Consider the following 15,348-nt stretch of genomic DNA (forward strand, 5'->3'; position numbering starts at 1 on the left):
ACGCGCTGCTCAGTGGCGCTGCTTCACGCGGTAGCGGCGATCGAGGCGGTTCATCACCATGACGTACACGCCAATGATGACCAGGTAGGCGATGAGCGCGCCCTGGGCAAAGATGTAGAAGCCGAGGGGAAAGCCGAGAAACTGGACGCCGTTGAGCTCGTTGGCAAAATAGCCAGCGACGAAGGTCACGCCGAACCAGATCAGCAGCAGCAGCAGGGTCAGCAGGAGGTTGATGCGCCAGTAGGCGCGGTGGTGTTCGGTGAGCTTCATCGGTCGTTGGCGGCCCGGCGTCGCGACGCCGGGCCGGGCAGGCGATCAGTGTGCGCCGTTGCCGTTGGTGCCGCTGGCGTACTCGCGGGCGAGATCGGATTGTACGTCCTGCGGCGCGGGCTCGTGGCCGCCGGCCTCGAGCACGAATTCGCTCTCACCGGCGCAGATGGCCTTCAGCCGGCTCTCGAAGCCCTCCAGCCCCGCCATCGGCACGCGAGCCGAGATCAGCGTCCATCCAGGCGCCGGGCTGTCGGTCGCGGTAAGGCGGCCGCGGCGTCCCGCAAGCTCGGCACTGACTTCGCCAAACAGCGCGTCGGCCACCTTCACCTGGACATCGAGCAGGGGTTCGAGCACCAGCGGCCGGGCCGCGAGCACGGCCTCGATCAGGGCGTGGCGCCCGGCGGTGATGAAGGACACCTCGTTCGAGTCAACCGCGTGATGCTTGCCATCGGTGACGACGACGCGGATGTCCTGGATCGGGAAGCCGGCGAGTGCGCCTTCGGCCAGCGCCTGGCGCACGCCTTTTTCCACCGCCGGCATGTAGTTGGTCGGGATCGTCCCGCCCTTGACCTCGTCGGCGAGCTCGATGCCCGCACCGCGCGGCAGCGGTTCGACGCGCAACGCGACCTCGCCGAACTGACCGGCGCCGCCGCTCTGCTTCTTGTGCCGGTAACGTGCCTCGGCAACCACCGAGATCGTCTCGCGGTAGGGGATGCTGGGCGCGGCGGTGTCGAGCTGCAGACTCCAGCGCGTGGCCAGCTCCTCGAGCACGATCTTCAGGTGCTGCTCGCCGAGGCCGCGTACCACCGTGCGCCGGTGGCGGGGGTCGAAGCTCACCTCGAGGCAGGGGTCTTCTTCGATGAGCCTTGCGAGCGCCTCGGACAGCTTCTGTTCGTCGGCCGGTTTGCGCGTCATCAGCGCAAGCCCGAACACCGGCTGCGGATAGGCGGTGGGAACGAGATGGTAGTAGTCCTCGTCATGTGAGTCGTGCAGCACGGCGTCGCGCTGGATCTCATCGACGCGCGCGACGGCGCACAGATCACCCGGCACGGCGCGCGTGGTCTCCACCGCATTGCGGCCCTGCATGCGCAACAGGTGGGCGACCTTGAAGGGCTTGCGGCCGTCACCGATGAAGAGCTGCGAACTGGGGGTGATCTCCCCCTGGTGGATGCGGAACAGGCCCAGCTTGCCGCGATAGGGGTCGTTGGCAATCTGGAACACATGGGCGACGGCATGGCGCTCGGGGTCGAGCGCGACCGCGACCGGCTCGGCGGCGCTGCCTTCACCCTTCAAAAAGGCCGGCGGGTTGCCTTCGGTCGGGTCGGGCGCAAGCTTGCCGAGGATGTCGAGCAACTCGCGCACACCGGCACCACTGCGCGCCGAGACGAAGCAAACCGGAATCAGGTGCCCTTCGCGCAGCGCCTGCTCGAAGGGGGCGTGAAGCTGCTCCGGGTCGAGCGATTCGCCTTGTTCGAGGTATTGCGCCATCAACGCCTCGTCGAGCTCGACGATCTGGTCGACGATCGTGTCGTGGGCAGCGCCGACGCTGGAGAAGGCGGTGCTGGCACTGGTGTCGGGGCTGAAGAAGCAGTCCACGACGCGGCTGCCGTCGGGCGAAGGCAGGTTGATCGGCAGGCATTCGCGGCCGAAGGTGGTGGTGATGCTGTCCATCAGCGCCGGAAAGTCGGCGCCGGCGGCGTCGATCTTGTTGACCACGAGCATCCGGCACTTGCCCTTCGCGGCCGTCATCATGCGGCGGGTGCCGCTCTCGATGCCGGCGGCGGCGTTGATGACGACCGCCGCGGTGTCCACCGCGGGCAGGGTGAGCAGGGCGCGCCCGGCGAGGTCGGGCAGGCCCGGGGTGTCGAGCAGGTTGATCCAGTGTCCGGCGGCTTCGAGGTGGACGAGCGCGGCATGCAGCGAGTGACCCATCGCCTTTTCCTGCGGGTCGAAGTCCGACACCGTATCGCCCCGCTCGACGCTGCCGGCAGCGCCGATTTCGCCCGCGGCGGCGAGCAGGGCCTCGACCAGCGAGGTCTTGCCGCTGCCGGCATGGCCGAGCAGGGCAAGGTTGCGGATGTCGTGTACCGAGCTGGGTGTCATGTTCTGCCTCCCTCAGGGTTGAATGGGCTCAAGTGTCCGCCTGCCGACGGCGGAAGGCAATGCGCCAGGTCAACCCGCGCCGGCTTGCCCGCTCACGCTCACGCGCTGCGCAGGCCGGCCAGCCGGGTGAGGCCGATCGCCGCCAGTGGCAGCAGCAGGCCGAGCAGGGTCACCGTCAGCAGCAGCAGGCCGAGTTCGCTGTAGTCGGCCGGCACGCTGACCACGCCGCTCACCGCATCGCGCACCTCGCGCGTCACCGTGTAGATCTGGTTCATGTACTTGGTACCGAGCTGCGAGGCCGACAGCGCGAGATTGGCAAAGGAGCTCATCACCGCGAAGAAGGTGGCCTTGAGGTGGGCCGGCGCGGAGTTGGCGATCCAGGCCAGCATCGGCACCATCGAGACCTGGCCCAGCGGGGACTCGAGCGCGGTGTCGATGATGGCGATGAAGCGCGCGTCGACCATGCCGCCGGTCACTGCCGCGGTCCATTCGTGCAGGCCGTGGTACATCCCGAGGATGGGCAGCGACAGCAGGGTGGTGGCCAGCGTGAGGAAGACGACGATGTGCACGATCGACTTCTCGGCCATGAAACGCCGGAACAGGAACAAACCGAGCAGGGTGAGACTGCTGGCGATCAGCGAAAGTTTGGCGAGGAAGGACTGGTCGAAGCCGAGCTCGTCGATCATCCACCAGGTCGAGCCCGCTCCGGGCGTGGGAATGGCGCGGAACACGAAGATGATGATGGCGGTGCCGAGCAAGGTGTTGCGGGCGCTGGGCGAGAGCTCGCGCAGCAGGCGACCCATCATGACCGCGATGACGGTGAAGGAGCCGACGAAGATCACCTCCTGGCCATAGGGCATGCCCGACAGGCCGACGCTCAGCGTGAGGGCGACGAACACCGCGCTGCCACCGAGGATCCACCAGTTCGGCGCGGTGCGCTCCTGCGGCTCGTGCAGCATGCGGTCGATCGCGCTCGAATCGTGGCCCAGGCCAGCGAGGCGCCTCGCCTCGCGGCGCTTGAGCCAGCGCGCAAGCAGCACGCCGCTGACCGACAGCAGCGGGATGAGCAGGGCCAGCTCGTAGATGCGCAGGTAGATCGCCACCTTGTCGGCTTCGGGCTGGGCCTCGGCGCCCTGGAACATCACGACGTTGGCGAGCGAGACGAGCACGCTGCCGCCGATGATCGCCACCCGCCCGAGCGTCTGCATCGTGGTATGCATCAGGCGCAGCGTGGCCTCCTCGTGGGGGCGGCCGGCGTCGTCAAGCTGCGGCACGGCCTCGACCGTCATTGCGTCGGCGACGGCGTCCTGCATGACATAGCCGACCGGCGCCAGCAGCACCGACAGCACGAACCAGGCCTCTGCCGGCATCAGCGCGCGCATCGCGTCGGGCTTGCCGATGAGGCCGATCATGATCAGCAGGCTGGCCGCGATCAGGCTTGCACCGAGATAGACCAGTCCCGCCTTGTAGCGCCACAGCAGGTCGACCAGATGCCCGATCGGCATTTTCAGCGCCCACGGAATGCCGGCCCAGAAGCCGAGGGCGGCGAGGAAGGCCGCCGACAGGCCGAGGTAGTCCTTGACGAAGAAGGTGCCGACGATGCCGGTGAGGCCCGAAATGCCGGCGGCGCAATACACCATCAGCGGCGGCAGGTAGGACAGCCGCATCTCGCGGCCGAGTTCGAGGATGTTGCGGTCGATCCAGCGGGAAACGGCGCTCAGCACGCGGCAGGCCTCTCGGTCGGGTTGTGGGGCAAGTCCTGGGCCAGCGTGCACGCAGCCGCGGCGCTCAGCGCGCGAACAGCCGCTCCACCCAGGGCAGGATCCATGGCAGGGACAGTGCCGTGAGCAGTCCGTTCAGCCCCATCGCCAGGGCCGCGAAGGCGCCGGCCTGCTCGCTGACCTGGAAGGCGCGCGCGGTGCCGATGCCATGCGAGGCGAGGCCGATGGCGAAGCCGCGCACCGCGTGGTCGCCGATGTGCAGCCAGCGGAACAGGTAGCGCCCGCCGACGGCGCCCAGTACGCCCGTCACCATCACCATGGCGGCCGCCAGCGCGGGCAGTCCGCCCAGTGGCTCGGCCACCGCCATCGCGATTGGCATCGTCACGCTCTTGGGCGCGAGCGACATCAGCGAGGCCTGGCTGGCGCCGAGCAGCGCGCCGATGGCATAGGCGGAGAGAGCGGCGGTGAAGGAGCCGACCAGCAGCGCGATCAGCAGCGGGCCGGCCATCGCCTTCAGCCGCGGCCACTGCGCGTGCAGCGGAATCGCCAGCGCCACCGTGGCCGGGCCGAGCAGGAAATGCACGAACTGGGCGCCGTCGAAGTAGGTGCGATAGTCCATCTCGCTCAGTGCCAGTACGCTCGCCACCATCGCCACTGCCAGCATCACCGGGTTGGCGAGCGGGTGGAAGCCGGCCCGCTTGTAGAGCCAGAACGCCGCCTGGTAGGCCAACAGGGTCAGCGTGAGGCCGAGCAGGGGCGAGGTCGACAGGTAGACCCAGAGTTCGGTCAGGCGCGGGCTCATGGCCGGACACCTCCTTCGCTGTCGGCGCCGGCACGCCGACGCTTGACCAGGGCATTCAGCACCAGCGCGGTGACGACGATGGCGAGGGCCGTGCTGCCGACCAGCGCCGCCACGATCGGCAGCCATTCGGCGGCGATGAGCTCGCCATACAGCACGATGCCGGTACCGGCCGGGATGAACAGCAGCGACAGGTGCTGCAGCAGGCCGCCGGCGGTCTTGCGCAGGTCCTCGCTCGGTCCGCCGCGCAGCATCAGGAACAGGAAGAACAGGCCCATGCCCAGCACCGGGCCGGGGATGGGCAGGTCGAGGGCGCGGGTGATCACCTCGCCGGCGAGCTGGAAGACGAGCAGGAGGGTGAGTGCGGCAATCATGTGAAAGGTCTCCCGTGCAGGTTCGTACTGCCGCAGCGCAAGGCGCGGCCGCTGGCTCAGGCTGCCAGCAGGGCGTGGCCGGTCGTGCGGATCGCGATGCCGACCGCCGCGCCGAGGGCGGCGGCCTTCCACACTGTAGCAACACGGCGACCGGCCGAGATCAGGACCGCGACGCCGGCGACGTCGAGGGGGTGAATCAGGAAGCCGGCGCTGTTGTTCAGCGTGGCCACCGTCGTCGCGCCGCTCTTGAGCATCTCGTCCATCACGCCCATCATCGCCGTGCCGCCGGCAATGTACTTGGTCAGGGTGAGCAGGATCAGCGCGGGGTCGATGTCGAGCAGGGCGAGCAGCGGCGACAGCAGGCCGGTCAGCGCGTCGATCGCACCCGAGGCGCGCAGCGCCATCACCGCCACCAGGGCGAGCACCAGCATCGGGATGGCGCCGATCGAGATCTTGAAGGCTTCGGCGCCGGCGCGGTTGATCACGTCGAGCACGCCCTTCGCGTCCTCGGCCACCGGGTGGCGCAGGCTCTCGTCGAGCGTGCCTTCGGTGCTCGACAGCCGGCGCCCGAACAGATGGTAGGTGGCGGCCGCGGCTGCCAGGCCGCCGACGAAGGACAGCAGCAGCGCCGGGCCGAAGGCCAGGCCCATGGCGGCCATCGGAAAGGTGACATTGGCCTGCGCCATTGCCATCACCATCGCCAGGGTGGCGGCCAGGTGGCGGTCGGAGGCGCCACGGCCTTCCATCATGGCCAGCGTGGCGACCGGGGCGGCGAAGCTGACAAAGTTGATCTGCAAGGCGGCGAACACGCCCAGCCCGGTAAGCCCGGCAGGGCGCAGCAGCGGCGCCAGGCGCGCGACCGCCCAGTCGATGGCGCCGCGGGCCTCGAGCAGGCGCATCAGCGACAGCATGACCACCATGATCGGAAGAAGCACGAACAGCGACAGCTCGACTGCCGAGCGGCCCGCCTGGAGGATGATCTGGGTGAGCTGGTCCATTGCGGGAGGGGAGGGTGAATGGTGCGGCGCAATAAACAAGCGCCGAATCATACCCGCTCGGGCAAGGTCGGTCGATGTCCGGGGCGCGGATCACGGCGACGACTCCCGCGGCGAAGCCGCCTAGTGCGTTGAAACGCGTGTGTCGCCTGCCGGGCTGAAGACGCGCACGCCGCCGATCACCCCCGCCACCAGGAGCGCGATGCCTGCGGCCTCGGCGAGGCTGGGCCAGCGCTGGTACCAGATGAAGGCGTAGAGCAGGGCGGCAAGGGTCTCGAACACGATCAACTGGCCGACGAGGGCGGCCGGCAGGGACTGGCTGGCCTTGTTCCACAGCAGGGTTCCGAGCCACGAGGCGGCCAGGCCGAGCAGCAGGCACATCAGCACGAATCGCTGCGGCTGCGGACCGAGCGGCCAGTCGAAGGGCGCCGCCGAAGCGTCGCCGAACAGGTCCCAGGCCCAATAGCCGAGGCCCGCCAGGATGGCGACCGGGAGGGTGGCCAGGCCCTGCGCCGTCGCCCACGCCCGCGCCAGGCCGGGGCTGCGCGCGCGCAGCCAGCGGCTGTTGCGGATCGGATACCAGGTCCAGCAGGCCAGGGCGAGCACGGCAAGGGCGAGCCCGAGCAGGTAGTCGTTGCCGCCTGCGGACAGGCCGTCCCCGCTGTCGCCATGCACGGCGAGGAGCCCGGCCAGAATCAGCACCAGCGATGCGATCAGGCGCCGCCAGGCCACCGTGTCCTCGCCCGTGCCCCGGCGGCGGTCGAGCAGGTTGGCGCTGATGGCGATCACGACCGGCAGCGTGCCGATGATCAGCGTGGGCACGGGCGCGCCGGCAAGCTGAATGGCGCTTGCCAGAGTGGCGTAATAGAGGAGGTTGCCGATCAGCGCGAGCTTGGCCGCTTCCACCCAGTCGGCGCGCGCGAGCTGCATCAGCGCCTTGCGGTCGAACCACGCCAGCCCGAGCGCGAGCACGCCGAAGGCCAGGTAGCGGCCCACCGCCAGCATGAATCCGGGATAGTCGTCGAGCACCAGTGGGGTCAGGAACACCAGCCCCCACAGCAGGCCGGCGCCGAGCGCGGCGGAGAGGCCGGCCAGCATCCCGGTCAGAGCGTCTTGCCGAAGTAGTACAGGGTGAGCAGTCCGCCGACGGCGATGATGAAGCGTCGCAGCCACACCGCCGGCAGCCTGCGCGCCATCGCCGCGCCCCAGTAGCCGCCGATGGTGGCGGCGATGATCATGATCACGGTGTGCGGCCACGACACGGCGTTGGCGATCACGAAGGTGGCGACGGCGACGCTGTAGATGACCGCCGACAACCAGTTCTTGAGCGCATTGATCTCATGCACGTCCTTGAAGCCCTGGATGGCGAGCGCGGCGATCATCAGGATGCCCATGCCGGCGCCGAAGAAGCCGCCGTAGATCGAGACCACGAGCTGGAAGAGGTAGCCCCCGGGCCCGATATGGCGTTCGTCGGTGCCGGCCGGAGCGGGTTTCCACTTCTTCACCAGGGTCGAGATCTGTGCGCTGAATGCGAACAGCAGCGTCGCCACCAGCAGCAGCCACGGGATCAGCCTGGTGAAGGCGGCGTTGGAGGTCGCCAGCAGCAGCAGGCCACCGCAGCTGCCGCCAACGAAGGCCACGGCCGACAGCATCGGCAGGACGCGCGCGAAGCGCTTGAGCTCGCGCCGGAAGGCCCAGGCGCCCGCCAGGCTGCCCGGCCACAGCGACACCGAGTTGCTCGCGTTCGCCATCACGGGTGGCACGCCAATGGCGAGCAGGGCTGGAAACGAAAAGAAGGTTCCGCCTCCCGCCACCGAGTTCATCGCGCCAGCGGCAAAGGCGGCGATGCCAATGAGGGCGATCTCGAAGAGGTCCAGGCCGAACATGGAGGGAGGGCGTGCAGAGCAGGGATGAAGCGGCGGCGAGTTCGTCGCCGCGCTGGAAGCGGGGATCCCGGATTCGCGCGTGCTGCCGCGGGATCAGATGTCCCGCGGCGCCGCGTTCTGATTCGGGCCTGTCTCCTCCGCCCTGAATTGGCGCGCAGTGTAGTCGACTCTCCATACAAACTGAAGATGTGCGCAAAAGTTTTTTGTATTCGATCGCCAGGCGCGGCGTTCGCACGTTTCGGTGGTTGCTGCGGTCGGAGTGCTGTTGTATGATCCGCGCCCTCAGCCGGCATAGCTCAGTTGGTAGAGCAGCGCATTCGTAATGCGAAGGTCGGGGGTTCGACTCCTCTTGCCGGCACCAGTCGATTCAAGCACAAAGGCCAGTCCCCGCGGACTGGCCTTTGTGCTTTTCAATGCCGCGCTGCGTCGCCGGTCAGGCCGCCTTGCCGTGGAAGAGGTCCAGCAGACCACTGAAGGCCTCGGCGCTGACGCCGGGATCGTAGCGCGCGAAAAGCGCCTGCTGGCGCTTGCGGGCGTCCTCGGGGAGCGCATCGAGGAGTGCCTGGCGTTCGGCGAGGATCTCTGCGCACATGCGTTCGGTCACGAACAGGAACGGAATGGGCTGGAACAATCCATCAGCCTTGCGGGTATGAAAGCGCGGGGTGTTCATCTAGATCGTCTCCTTCTGGCGCATCGTCTTGTCGGCGACAGCCTCCCCAATTCGGGGCTTGTGTGTTTTGCCTGATTTGCAACCATAATTATCTCAAGCCGTGGCCACGATGCGTTGATGTAGCGCAGATCCCGTCTTCGTTGACGTTGCCACCGGCCCAGTCCCTCGCGAACCGAACGGAGTCCTGCATGAACACATCCCTGATCCTCACGCTCATCGGACCGGACCGTCCAGGCCTGGTGAACGCGGTCTCCATGTGTGCCAGCCAGCATGGTGCGAACTGGATGGAGAGCCGCATGGCGCATCTGGCCGGGCAGTTTGCCGGGGTGGTGCGGCTCGAGATCGATGCCGCCAGGCTGGAACAGCTCGAAACTGCATTGCTTGCGCTCGAACGCGAAGGTCTGCGCCTTGCGGTGGCCCGCGGTGCGGCCGCGGCGCCGGTCGCGGCGCGTCGGGTCGCGCTCGAATTGGTCGGCCATGATCGGCCGGGGATCGTGCGCGACATCTCCGCCGTGCTCGCCCGCCATGGCGTCAGCATCGAGGCGCTCGATACCGAGTGCGAGAGCGCGTCGATGAGTGGCGAGCCGCTGTTCCGTGCCCGCGCCGAGCTTGCGGTGGCGGCCACGACCGATCTGGCGAGGGTGCGTGCCGATCTCGAGGCGCTCGCCAACGAACTCATGGTCGACCTTGATTTCGCCGATGTGCAGGGCCCCGCGGTGATCGCTGCCTGAGCGGGCGGGCGGGAGCCCGTCGCAAGCCCAGTGGGCGCCTCCGAGGAGGGCGCCCTGTGGTTCCGCTTGAGTTGACGTTTACGTTAACGACAACTATGTTTCGCGCTGGTGCGCGGCGGCGTCCGTGAGGGGCGCCGGCCGGCGTGACGACAGACATGAATTCGAAAGGGAGAGGGTCGATGCAGATCGAGAATGGCGTCTTCGTGGTGACGGGTGGCGGTTCGGGGCTGGGCGCAGCGACGGCGCGCATGCTGGTCGAGGGCGGCGGGCGGGTCGTGCTTGCCGACGTCAATAGTGAAGCGGGCGAGGCGCTGGCTGCCGAACTGGGCGCAGCCGCGCAGTTCGTGAAGACCGATGTCACCGACGCCGACAGTGGCAAGGCTGCGATCGACGCGGCGGTGAGCCGTTTCGGTGCCCTCAACGGACTCGTCAGCTGCGCTGGCGTGGCGCCTGCCGAGAAGGTGGTGGGGCGCGAGGGCGCGCATCGGCTCGAGAGTTTCGCACGCACGGTGAGCATCAACCTGATCGGCACCTTCAACATGCTGCGGCTTGCGGCCGACGTCATGAGCAAGGCCGCGCCCGACGCCGGTGGCGAGCGCGGCGTGATCATCAACACCGCCTCGGTCGCCGCCTTCGATGGCCAGATCGGGCAGGCGGGCTACGCCTCCTCGAAGGCGGGCGTGGTGGGGCTGACGCTGCCGGTGGCGCGCGAGCTGGCCCGCTTCGGCATTCGGGTGATGGCGATCGCGCCGGGCATCATGGAGACGCCAATGCTGATGGGGATGCCGCAGGACGTGCAGGACGCACTCGGCAAGATGGTGCCCTTTCCGTCGCGCCTGGGTCGGCCCGCCGAGTTCGCGGCCCTTGTGCGCCACATCGTCGAGAACAGCTACCTCAATGGCGAGGTGATTCGCCTCGACGGCGCCATTCGCATGGCCGCCAAATGATGTGCCGGGACGGGCAGAGGTTGCCGGTCTGCCCTGGGTGATGCTGCACCGCAATGGCCCGAGTGGGCGGATTGTGTTAAAAATGCGGCTTCATTCCTGCCCGCCTCGGACGGTTCGGCCGCCCGGGGCGGCTTCGTATCGCGCTGATGACTTCTGCAGAACTGCCCGCCGCGGCCGCTCAGGTCGCCACTGATGTCGATTGCTATCACTGCGGCTTGCCGATTCCGCCCGAGACCCAGCACTACGTGCGTGTCGACGGACGAGTGCGGCGCATGTGCTGCGTCGGTTGCGAGGCGGTGGCCCAGTCCATCGTCGACAATGGCCTGGTTGATTACTACCGCCACCGCGACGCGATGCCCGAGTCGAGGCGCGAGGCGATGCCGGTCGAGCTGCAGGAGCTTGGGCTCTTCGATCACCCCGACTTCCAGAAGAGCTTCGTCCGCGAGGTCGGCGAGCATGAGCGCGAGGCCGCGCTGATCCTCGAGGGCATCACCTGCGCGGCCTGCGTGTGGTTGAACGAGAACCACGTCGCGCGCCTGCCCGGCGTGTCGGCGATCGAGATCAACTACGCCACCCGCCGCGCCCGCGTGCGCTGGGACGAAGCGCGCATCAAGCTGTCGGACATCCTCGCCGCGATCCAGGCCATCGGCTATCGCGCCTACCCCTACGACGCCGAGCGCTCCGAGCAGATCGCCAACAAGGAGCGGCGCTCGATGCTGTGGCGGGTGTTCGTCGCCGGCTTCGGCATGATGCAGGTGATGATGTACGCCTTCCCCGTGTACGTGGCGGGCGAGGGCGACATGAGCTGGGACATCGAGCTGCTGCTGCGCTGGGCAAGCCTGCTGCTGACGCTGCCGGTGGTGCTGTATTCGGCGGCGCCCTTCTTCCAGCGAGCCTGGCGCGATGTGCGCCTGCGCCGGCTGGGCATGGATGTGCCGGTCGCCATCGGCGTCGGCAGCGCCTTTCTCGCCAGCCTGTGGGCCACGCTGACCGATGGCCCCGAGGTCTATTACGACTCGGTGACGATGTTCGTGTTCTTCCTGCTCGGCGGGCGCTACCTGGAGATGCTGGCGCGCCAGAAGGCCGTGCGCGGCGTCGAGGAACTGGGCAAGGCGCTGCCGTCCTTTGCCGAGCGCCTCGCCGGCTGGCCGCAGCAGGCCGGCGGCGAGCGTATCCCGACCTCGCAACTCGCGCCCGGCGACATCGTGCGGGTGCGTCCGGGCGAGGTTGTGCCGGCCGACGGGCTGGTCGTCGAGGGGGTAGGCGAGGTCAATGAATCCCTGCTCACCGGCGAGAGCCTGCCGGTGCCGAAGGCGGTCGGCGCGCGCCTGACCGGTGGCAGCATCAACGTGTCGTCGCCGCTGCTGCTGCGTGTGGAGCAGATTGGCGATGCGACGCGCCTGGCGGCGATTCGCCGGCTGATGGAGCGCGCGGCGAGCGAGAAGCCGCGCATTGCGACCCAGTCCGACCGTGTCGCCGCCTATTTCATCGTCACCCTGCTGGTGCTGGCCAGCCTCACCGGCGTTGCCTGGTATTTCATCGATTCCGAGCGCGCCTTGTGGGTCTTCGTCTCGGTGCTGGTGGTGGCCTGCCCGTGCGCGCTGTCGCTGGCGACGCCGACTGCGCTCACCGTGGCGACCGACGCGCTCGCGCGCATGGGCGTGCTGGTCACGCGCGGACATGCGATCGAGACCCTGGCCAAGGCCAACCACTTCGTCTTCGACAAGACCGGAACGCTGACCCACGGTCACATGAAGGTCGAGGAGCTGCAGGCGCTCGGCCCGCTCGATGAGCGCGGGCTGCGCGAACTCGCGGCAGCCATCGAGCAGGGTTCTGAGCATCCGGTGGCGAGTGCCTTGCGCGAGGCGGCCGACGGGCTTTGCCTCCCGCTCGTGAGCGACGTCCAGGCCGAGACCGGGCAGGGGATGCGCGCGCGGGTCGATGGCGAGGAAGTCTGGATCGGACGGCCGGACTACGTTGCCGCGCAGATCGGGCAGCCACTGCCTGCCCTGCTCGATGCGTTTGCCGCGCGCGGGGGAACGGTCATCGCGCTCGCCAGGCGCGCCGGCTGGCTCGGCCTGTTCCGGCTGGCCGACGTGGTGCGCGAGGAAGCGGGCGTGCTCACGCGCAGGCTGGCCGCCGAGCGTGCGCGCATGAGCGTGTTGTCGGGTGACAACGCTGCGGTCGTCGCCCCCGTCGCCAGCGGGCTTGGCATCGACGACGCCCGCGCCGGCATGACGCCGCAGGGCAAGCAGCAGGCCATCGTCGGCATGCAGCAGGATGCACAGGCGGTCGTGGCGATGGTCGGGGATGGCGTCAATGATGCGCCGGTGCTGGCGCAGGCGCATGTCTCGGTGGCGATGGGGGGCGGTACCGACCTCGCCCGCAACCAGGCCGACATCGTGCTGCTGAACGAGAATCTCGCCAGTCTGGGGCGCGGTATCGACCTGTCGCGCAAGACCCTGCGCATCATCCGCCAGAATCTGTGGTGGTCGTTCACCTACAACTTCACGTCGGTACCGCTGGCGATGGCCGGCCTGGTCACGCCTTGGATGGCGGGCATTGGCATGGCGGCGAGTTCGCTGCTGGTCGTGCTCAATGCGATGCGCCTGCAACGCGTGCCGAAGGCGCCCTGAGCCGGAGGACGAGGCCTGCGATGGAAAGTCTCTATCTGCTGATTCCGATCTCGGTCTTTCTGGTATTCGTGATCGGGCTGATCTTCTGGTGGTCGCTGCGCAGTGGCCAGTACGACGACATGGAAGGACCCGCCTACCGGCTTCTGATGGATGATCGCGACGAGTTGCCATCCGCGAAGGCGTCAGACGCGGAGCCGACCGCTCAGGGGTGCTCGAGTTCAGCTGCTGAGCAGGCGCGCGGGGGCTCGAAGGAGTGAACTTTCTACCGCCATTTAATGATCAGTTGACCTAGGTCAACCCCGTTTTTTTCGCGACGGGCAGAATGCAGGCGTGGTGATCAATCGGCTTGGGTGGCTGATGGGTTTCCAGTTTTTTGTCTCTCTGTTGGGGTTGGGGGTGCGTCAAGGCGCACCCTTTTTTTTGCCCGGAATAATGCCATACGCATTTCCTCGTGCCGCCTCCCGAACTGCGTATTTCCGTCCCGCTTGATCGGTCTGCGATCTCCTCCGAAAAAGGCGCTTGCGCGCGTTCCAGCCGCTTTTGCGGTTCTCGCCGAGCGTCGTCTCGCGGCCTTGTTGCGCTTGTGTGGACATCTTGCGCTTGTGTGTACATCTTCTAATTTTCGCTTCCGTGGGTCCCGTCGCTGCAATACAATGTTGATCTGTGTCAAATAGAGCTCCGGGCCAGCGCGTATTCTCGCCCCGTCTTGATGACATGCGCTGCAGCGGGTTTGTGTCGCGCACAAAAAGCTTTCAAAACCAAGAGGTGACTCACATGCAATCGCAAGCGACTTATAACTATAAAGTCGTGCGTCAGTTCTCCATCATGACGGTGGTGTGGGGCATCGTGGGCATGCTGGTCGGTGTCATCGCCGCAGCGCAGCTCGTGTGGCCCGAACTGAACGTTCACGAATTCCTGCATTTCGGCAGGCTCCGTCCGCTGCATACCAACGCGGTGATTTTCGCGTTCGGTGGCTGCGCGCTGTTTGCAACGTCCTACTACGTTGTCCAGCGCACCTGTCATACCACCTTGTTCGCGCCGCGCCTGGCCGCCTTCACCTTCTGGGGGTGGCAGCTCGTCATCGTCCTCGCGGCCATTACGCTGCCGCTTGGATACACGAGTTCCAAGGAATATGCCGAACTCGAATGGCCGATCGACATCCTGATCGCCATCGTCTGGGTGTCCTACGCGGTGGTCTTCTTCGGCACGATCGCGAAACGCAAGATCTCTCACATCTACGTCGCCAACTGGTTCTTCGGCGGCTTTATCCTCACCGTCGCGTTGCTGCACATCGTCAATAGTGCCGCCGTGCCGGTGTCGCTGTTCAGCATGAAGTCCTACTCCGCCTATGCCGGCGTGCAGGACGCGATGATCCAGTGGTGGTACGGGCACAACGCGGTGGGCTTCTTCCTCACCGCCGGCTTCCTCGGCATGATGTACTACTTCGTGCCCAAGCAGGCCGACCGTCCGGTCTATTCCTACCGCCTGTCGGTGGTCCACTTCTGGGCGCTGATCTTCACTTACATGTGGGCGGGTCCGCACCACCTGCACTACACCGCACTGCCTGACTGGACGCAGTCGGTCGGCATGGTGTTCTCGCTCATCCTGCTGGCACCGTCCTGGGGGGGCATGATCAACGGCGTGATGACGCTCTCCGGCGCCTGGCACAAGCTGCGCACCGACCCGATCCTGAAGTTCCTGATCACCTCGCTGTCCTTCTACGGCATGTCGACCTTCGAAGGCCCGATGATGTCGATCAAGACGGTCAACGCGCTGTCGCACTACACCGACTGGACGGTCGGTCACGTGCACTCGGGTGCGCTGGGCTGGGTGGCCATGATCTCGATCGGCGCGGTCTACTTCCTGCTGCCGCGTCTGTATGGCAGGTCCGAGATGTACAGCGTCAAGCTGATCAACGCGCACTTCTGGATCGCCACCATCGGCATCGTGCTCTACATCGCCTCGATGTGGATCTCCGGCGTGATGCAGGGGCTGATGTGGCGTGCCACCAACCCTGACGGCACCCTGACCTACTCCTTTGTCGAGAGCGTCAAGGCCAGCTACCCGTTCTGGACCATCCGCTTCATCGGCGGCGCGCTGTTCCTGACCGGCATGTTCATCATGTTCTACAACATGGTGAAGACCATTGCCGGCCAGAAGGCCTATGACGCCCCGGTGCTCGCGCCTGCGGCCGCCCACGCCTGATCGGAGAACAA

15 protein-coding genes and 1 tRNA gene are annotated in these 15,348 nt (G+C 67.2%); 6 read left to right on the forward strand and 10 right to left on the reverse strand.

Annotation, left to right across the window (positions count from 1 at the left end):
• Nucleotides 1-9 precede the first annotated feature (9 nt).
• The 8 genes from ACMV5O_RS08555 to ACMV5O_RS08590 all read right to left on the reverse strand — a co-directional run bounded on the left by ACMV5O_RS08555 (nt 10) and on the right by ACMV5O_RS08590 (nt 8,148).
• Entirely contained in the window at nt 10-270 is a 261-nt protein-coding gene (locus tag ACMV5O_RS08555; RefSeq protein ID WP_416163062.1) for a DUF4212 domain-containing protein, read from the reverse strand.
• Between the two features lie 45 nt (nt 271-315).
• Nucleotides 316-2,373, reverse strand: coding sequence for an elongation factor G (fusA, locus tag ACMV5O_RS08560; RefSeq protein WP_416163063.1), 2,058 nt, complete (start codon nt 2,371-2,373; stop codon nt 316-318).
• A gap of 98 nt (nt 2,374-2,471) precedes the next feature.
• On the reverse strand, nt 2,472-4,097 hold the full coding sequence (locus ACMV5O_RS08565; RefSeq protein WP_416163064.1) for a hypothetical protein: 1,626 nt from the start codon (nt 4,095-4,097) through the stop codon (nt 2,472-2,474).
• A gap of 64 nt (nt 4,098-4,161) precedes the next feature.
• Nucleotides 4,162-4,896 carry an LrgB family protein gene (locus ACMV5O_RS08570; RefSeq protein ID WP_416163065.1) on the reverse strand — a complete coding sequence of 245 codons (735 nt, stop codon included), beginning with the start codon at nt 4,894-4,896 and terminating at the stop codon, nt 4,162-4,164.
• Nucleotides 4,893-5,267, reverse strand: coding sequence for a CidA/LrgA family protein (locus ACMV5O_RS08575; protein ID WP_416163066.1), 375 nt, complete (start codon nt 5,265-5,267; stop codon nt 4,893-4,895). Before ACMV5O_RS08575 ends, ACMV5O_RS08570 begins: the two co-directional genes overlap by 4 nt.
• Before the next feature lie 56 nt (nt 5,268-5,323).
• Nucleotides 5,324-6,265, reverse strand: a complete 942-nt coding sequence (locus ACMV5O_RS08580) for a nucleoside recognition family protein (RefSeq protein WP_416163067.1) — start codon at nt 6,263-6,265, stop codon at nt 5,324-5,326.
• Between the two features lie 120 nt (nt 6,266-6,385).
• Nucleotides 6,386-7,360, reverse strand: coding sequence for a DMT family transporter (locus ACMV5O_RS08585; RefSeq protein WP_416163068.1), 975 nt, complete (start codon nt 7,358-7,360; stop codon nt 6,386-6,388).
• A 5-nt stretch (nt 7,361-7,365) separates the two neighbouring features.
• Nucleotides 7,366-8,148 carry a sulfite exporter TauE/SafE family protein gene (locus ACMV5O_RS08590; protein ID WP_416163069.1) on the reverse strand — a complete coding sequence of 261 codons (783 nt, stop codon included), beginning with the start codon at nt 8,146-8,148 and terminating at the stop codon, nt 7,366-7,368.
• A 285-nt stretch (nt 8,149-8,433) separates the two neighbouring features.
• Here ACMV5O_RS08590 and ACMV5O_RS08595 point away from each other — a divergent pair.
• Nucleotides 8,434-8,509: transfer RNA gene (locus ACMV5O_RS08595), tRNA-Thr, on the forward strand.
• A gap of 72 nt (nt 8,510-8,581) precedes the next feature.
• Here the strand turns inward: ACMV5O_RS08595 and ACMV5O_RS08600 are convergent.
• On the reverse strand, nt 8,582-8,818 hold the full coding sequence (locus ACMV5O_RS08600) for a hypothetical protein (protein WP_416163070.1): 237 nt from the start codon (nt 8,816-8,818) through the stop codon (nt 8,582-8,584).
• 188 nt (nt 8,819-9,006) lie between these two features.
• Between ACMV5O_RS08600 and ACMV5O_RS08605 the strand changes: the two genes are divergently transcribed.
• The 4 genes from ACMV5O_RS08605 to ccoS all read left to right on the forward strand — a co-directional run bounded on the left by ACMV5O_RS08605 (nt 9,007) and on the right by ccoS (nt 13,389).
• The gene (locus ACMV5O_RS08605) at nt 9,007-9,549 is read left to right on the forward strand and encodes a glycine cleavage system protein R (protein WP_416163071.1); all 543 of its coding nucleotides are present in this window, start codon (nt 9,007-9,009) and stop codon (nt 9,547-9,549) included.
• Nucleotides 9,550-9,728: 179 nt separating this feature from the next.
• On the forward strand, nt 9,729-10,496 hold the full coding sequence (locus tag ACMV5O_RS08610) for a 3-hydroxyacyl-CoA dehydrogenase (protein WP_416163072.1): 768 nt from the start codon (nt 9,729-9,731) through the stop codon (nt 10,494-10,496).
• 146 nt (nt 10,497-10,642) lie between these two features.
• Complete coding sequence (locus ACMV5O_RS08615) at nt 10,643-13,132, forward strand: heavy metal translocating P-type ATPase (protein ID WP_416163073.1); 2,490 nt, start codon at nt 10,643-10,645, stop codon at nt 13,130-13,132.
• Between the two features lie 20 nt (nt 13,133-13,152).
• Nucleotides 13,153-13,389: a cbb3-type cytochrome oxidase assembly protein CcoS gene (gene ccoS, locus ACMV5O_RS08620; protein ID WP_416163074.1), complete on the forward strand. Its 237-nt coding sequence runs from the start codon at nt 13,153-13,155 to the stop codon at nt 13,387-13,389.
• 144 nt (nt 13,390-13,533) lie between these two features.
• Here the strand turns inward: ccoS and ACMV5O_RS08625 are convergent, their stop codons facing one another.
• Nucleotides 13,534-13,725, reverse strand: a complete 192-nt coding sequence (locus ACMV5O_RS08625) for a hypothetical protein (RefSeq protein WP_416163075.1) — start codon at nt 13,723-13,725, stop codon at nt 13,534-13,536.
• A gap of 181 nt (nt 13,726-13,906) precedes the next feature.
• Between ACMV5O_RS08625 and ccoN the strand changes: the two genes are divergently transcribed.
• A complete protein-coding gene (gene ccoN, locus ACMV5O_RS08630; protein WP_416163076.1) occupies nt 13,907-15,337 on the forward strand; it encodes a cytochrome-c oxidase, cbb3-type subunit I in 1,431 nt (476 codons plus the stop codon).
• Nucleotides 15,338-15,348: the final 11 nt, after the last annotated feature.

The sequence above is a fragment of the Thauera sp. WH-1 genome (assembly GCF_047806685.1).
Classification (GTDB): Bacteria; Pseudomonadota; Gammaproteobacteria; order Burkholderiales; family Rhodocyclaceae; genus Thauera.

Bases quoted from the DNA above. Each gene is read 5' to 3' on its own strand.
- ACMV5O_RS08575 (WP_416163066.1), bottom strand. From the start codon at position 5,267: ATGATTGCCGCACTCACCCTCCTGCTCGTCTTCCAGCTCGCCGGCGAG.
- ACMV5O_RS08600 (WP_416163070.1), bottom strand. From the start codon at position 8,818: ATGAACACCCCGCGCTTTCATACCCGCAAGGCTGATGGATTGTTCCAG.
- ACMV5O_RS08605 (WP_416163071.1), top strand. From the start codon at position 9,007: ATGAACACATCCCTGATCCTCACGCTCATCGGACCGGACCGTCCAGGC.
- ACMV5O_RS08625 (WP_416163075.1), bottom strand. From the start codon at position 13,725: ATGTCCACACAAGCGCAACAAGGCCGCGAGACGACGCTCGGCGAGAAC.
- ACMV5O_RS08555 (WP_416163062.1), bottom strand. From the start codon at position 270: ATGAAGCTCACCGAACACCACCGCGCCTACTGGCGCATCAACCTCCTG.
- ACMV5O_RS08610 (WP_416163072.1), top strand. From the start codon at position 9,729: ATGCAGATCGAGAATGGCGTCTTCGTGGTGACGGGTGGCGGTTCGGGG.
- ACMV5O_RS08570 (WP_416163065.1), bottom strand. From the start codon at position 4,896: ATGAGCCCGCGCCTGACCGAACTCTGGGTCTACCTGTCGACCTCGCCC.
- ACMV5O_RS08585 (WP_416163068.1), bottom strand. From the start codon at position 7,360: ATGCTGGCCGGCCTCTCCGCCGCGCTCGGCGCCGGCCTGCTGTGGGGG.
- ccoS (WP_416163074.1), top strand. From the start codon at position 13,153: ATGGAAAGTCTCTATCTGCTGATTCCGATCTCGGTCTTTCTGGTATTC.
- ACMV5O_RS08580 (WP_416163067.1), bottom strand. From the start codon at position 6,265: ATGGACCAGCTCACCCAGATCATCCTCCAGGCGGGCCGCTCGGCAGTC.
- ACMV5O_RS08615 (WP_416163073.1), top strand. From the start codon at position 10,643: ATGACTTCTGCAGAACTGCCCGCCGCGGCCGCTCAGGTCGCCACTGAT.
- fusA (WP_416163063.1), bottom strand. From the start codon at position 2,373: ATGACACCCAGCTCGGTACACGACATCCGCAACCTTGCCCTGCTCGGC.
- ccoN (WP_416163076.1), top strand. From the start codon at position 13,907: ATGCAATCGCAAGCGACTTATAACTATAAAGTCGTGCGTCAGTTCTCC.
- ACMV5O_RS08590 (WP_416163069.1), bottom strand. From the start codon at position 8,148: ATGTTCGGCCTGGACCTCTTCGAGATCGCCCTCATTGGCATCGCCGCC.